The organism is Collinsella sp. LCP21S3_A9, from assembly GCF_052118785.1.
Taxonomy (GTDB): domain Bacteria; phylum Actinomycetota; class Coriobacteriia; order Coriobacteriales; family Coriobacteriaceae; genus Collinsella.
In genome coordinates, this window is record NZ_JBQKGN010000040.1 from 1 (window position 1) to 2,863 (window position 2,863).

Sequence of the window (2,863 nt, forward strand, 5' to 3'; positions counted from 1 at the left end):
GTCCGAGAGGGCGGGATGCCGTTCGAGATGAGGGTCAAGACGCCGGCGCCCGACGAGGAGACGGCGAGTTAGCCGGCAGGTCGGCATGTCAATCCTGGTCTAACAGAGCCTAAATCAAACCCCTATCCCAACGACCGGCTGAGGGATCCGAGCTCATCGTTTCCCATCGTGCGCCACATTTGGAAGATGCAGACGCGTGCCAGGAAAAAGAAACCGTTATCGACCAGCTGCACAGCAGCGTCTGCCAGCTGGTTGGACACGGCGGGCACCGGCGGCAGTTCGAGCCCGGCCTTACTGATGGTCTCAACCGCTTCCTCGAACGTCGGTGGCTCATTGACACCCATCTCGTTCATAAGGCCCTGCATTTCCTCCAGTGCGTTGCTACCCGACTCCTCGCCGCGCGGTACCAAGCGGTAGCACGCCAACGCCAGCTGGAGCTGATCGCAGTTCCAGTAGGCAAACGCTAGGCGATAGAACAGGTAGCCGATTGCGGAACGGTCACTGGCAATGCGCAGGCCGTGGCGCGCCACCTCAATGACCTCGTCATAGCGCTCCAGACGCGCCAGCACGTTGATGAGTGCAAAGTGTGATTGCATGGATGAGCGCGCCAGATCGTAAAGATGACGCACCTCGGGCAATGCCCGCTCAAAATCCTCCTGATCGGCGTAAAAGCTGCAAATCTCATGCTGGGCAAAGTACAGCGCATCGGGAGCGCGCAAAATACGAACGGAGCGGTCTTCCTCCATTACCGGCAGCACCATACGCACCAGTTGGTTGTCGCAAAACAGCGTCTGGACCGGTCCTGTCGCCAAAAGCTCGGCAACGGCGCACTTGGCCTCCAGCTCCTCAACAAGACGGGAAAAGCCCTCAAACGCACCCGCGCGGTCGACTTTTGCCCGCTCGCGCAACTCAGCGACGCGCGCCACATACGGGTCATCGCCCTCCTCCATAACCTCAAGCTCATCAGCCGTATCGGCAAGCAGCAGGTCGCGCAACGCCGGCGGCAGCGAACGGTGGTCGTCACGCGGGCGAGCATGAACCTCAGCGGGCTCAATCGCATCCGGCGCGTCCGACTCATATGCCTCAAGCATGCGCTTGCACGGCATATCATCCATATCCATACTTTCAAAATTCTTAGCGGCGGGAACGCAATTGGCCAGATAAGCCGCACGCCCAAAGGAATATGTTGCAATGATGCGCTCGCCCCGCTCGCCATCGGGAGCCGCAATCTGAACGTAGCAGCGCGTAATGCTGGCACCGGCAGCAAAACAAGCCGCTGCTAGCGTGAGCGCCACGCGCGCATCGTGCTCGGTGGCCCATGCTGCGCGCTTAGGCTCATCCACCTCGCGCCAGGCATCATCTTGAGCATCGTATTCGCGCTGCGGCATAGCATCGACAACCGTTCGGCCAAATCGAACCAGCATGATGCCCTCGGCGACGTTCGCCCGATAGGTGTAGTCGAGCCGCGTGACCACGTTGAGTGCTTCTACGATACGTGCAAAGCGGGTGCGAACGTCCCACTCGCCGCCTGGCTGGCAAGCTACCGTACCCGGTTTGGCCCACGGGTTGTCATTCGACAGCGTTTCGAGCAGGCGAGGAACGTCGTTTGTCGTCTTGCTGATATGCCATAGGTCAAAGAGCGAGCAGCCCTCAAAGCTTGGCGACGAGGCAACGGGGCCCAACCCTGCCCCAATACGCTCAAGGATGCCGGAGAGGCGGTTAAGACGACACTCGATAGCAAGCAGCATGTCAATCTCGTCTTGGTCCAGCAGGCTACGATCAAAATTGAGATAGAACAGCTTTGAGCGGTCGATACGCGCTAGGCCCATCTCGGACTTGGCAGCGATGGTGCGCAGTCGGGGCAAATCGACCTCGCTCATAAGGGCGGCGGCATAACGCTCGATACCGCTCGGATTATCGGCATGGTCAACGCGGTAGAGCAGCGTCTCGATAGCATCGGGGAGCGGTGCCGTGTTAAAGCCCAAAAACACCTCGACCGGCTCGGGCAACTTTACGAGTTTGATCTTGTTGGCGGTGTTTTTTATACCCTCATCAAGCTCGTCGGCAGGTACCGTGTTCGCAAGAGCGTTGTTGGGGTCGGCAAATATCACGTAGCGCAAGAACATCGAGGCCATAAACTCGCCATAAGGGAGAGCACGGCTCGAATTCCATGTCTCGTGGTCGGACTGCTCACGCATGGGCCCTTCGGGAGAGCCGGCCGTTCGCGCACAAGCGCGCATTGCACCGTTGGCTCCCCGCACCAAAATCTCGCCAACACTGGAATCGGACTCGTCAAGGACCAATTTCATATCGGGGTTCTTGGGCAATGGCACTTTCTGAACAGGGCCGTCAACCTTATAGACCTCACCTGACACGCTCACGTAGCCCAAAAGCGATATGTGGCTTTTGCCTACGAATTCGACGACGTAGCAAGACTCTTTAGGATCCTCGCCAAAAACTTTCCAGACAACACCATACGAGCGCCCCGCGGGTTGCTCTGGCATCGATGGAAAACGCTTTTTGGGGTCGAGAAACCTGAGCTTGTATGTCGGACGCTCTGCCACGAAATATCACCCTGATCGGTCGTATAGCGAAGGAGTGGTCACGGACGGACCGCGACATCTACTCGGAATCTTACACGAGTCGATAAGAAATAGTCTCCCGCGGGCGGAGGCGCACGATTCCAGTCGAGTGTCTGGGGTCGAATGGCGGCGTAAAAGAAAAGCCCCCGTTGCCGGAGGCTTCAAGTTCGATTGGTGCGGCGTATAGGATTCCGCGCATCCGCTTCGCGGATCCGCACCGGCTTCGCCCGCCTGCCGGCGCGCTCGCCCGCTCGCTAAAAACGCTCCGCGTTTTCTTTACG

1 protein-coding gene is annotated in these 2,863 nt (G+C 58.8%); it reads right to left on the reverse strand.

Annotated elements, in window-relative coordinates; genetic code table 11:
- Positions 1 to 122 precede the first annotated feature (122 nt).
- A complete protein-coding gene (locus ACTQ05_RS09355; RefSeq protein WP_441064071.1) occupies positions 123 to 2,309 on the reverse strand; it encodes a tetratricopeptide repeat protein in 2,187 nt (728 codons plus the stop codon).
- Positions 2,310 to 2,863: the final 554 nt, after the last annotated feature.

Excerpts from the sequence above, each read along its gene's own strand:
- ACTQ05_RS09355 (WP_441064071.1), bottom strand. The coding sequence starts at position 2,309 with ATGAAATTGGTCCTTGACGAGTCCGATTCCAGTGTTGGCGAGATTTTG.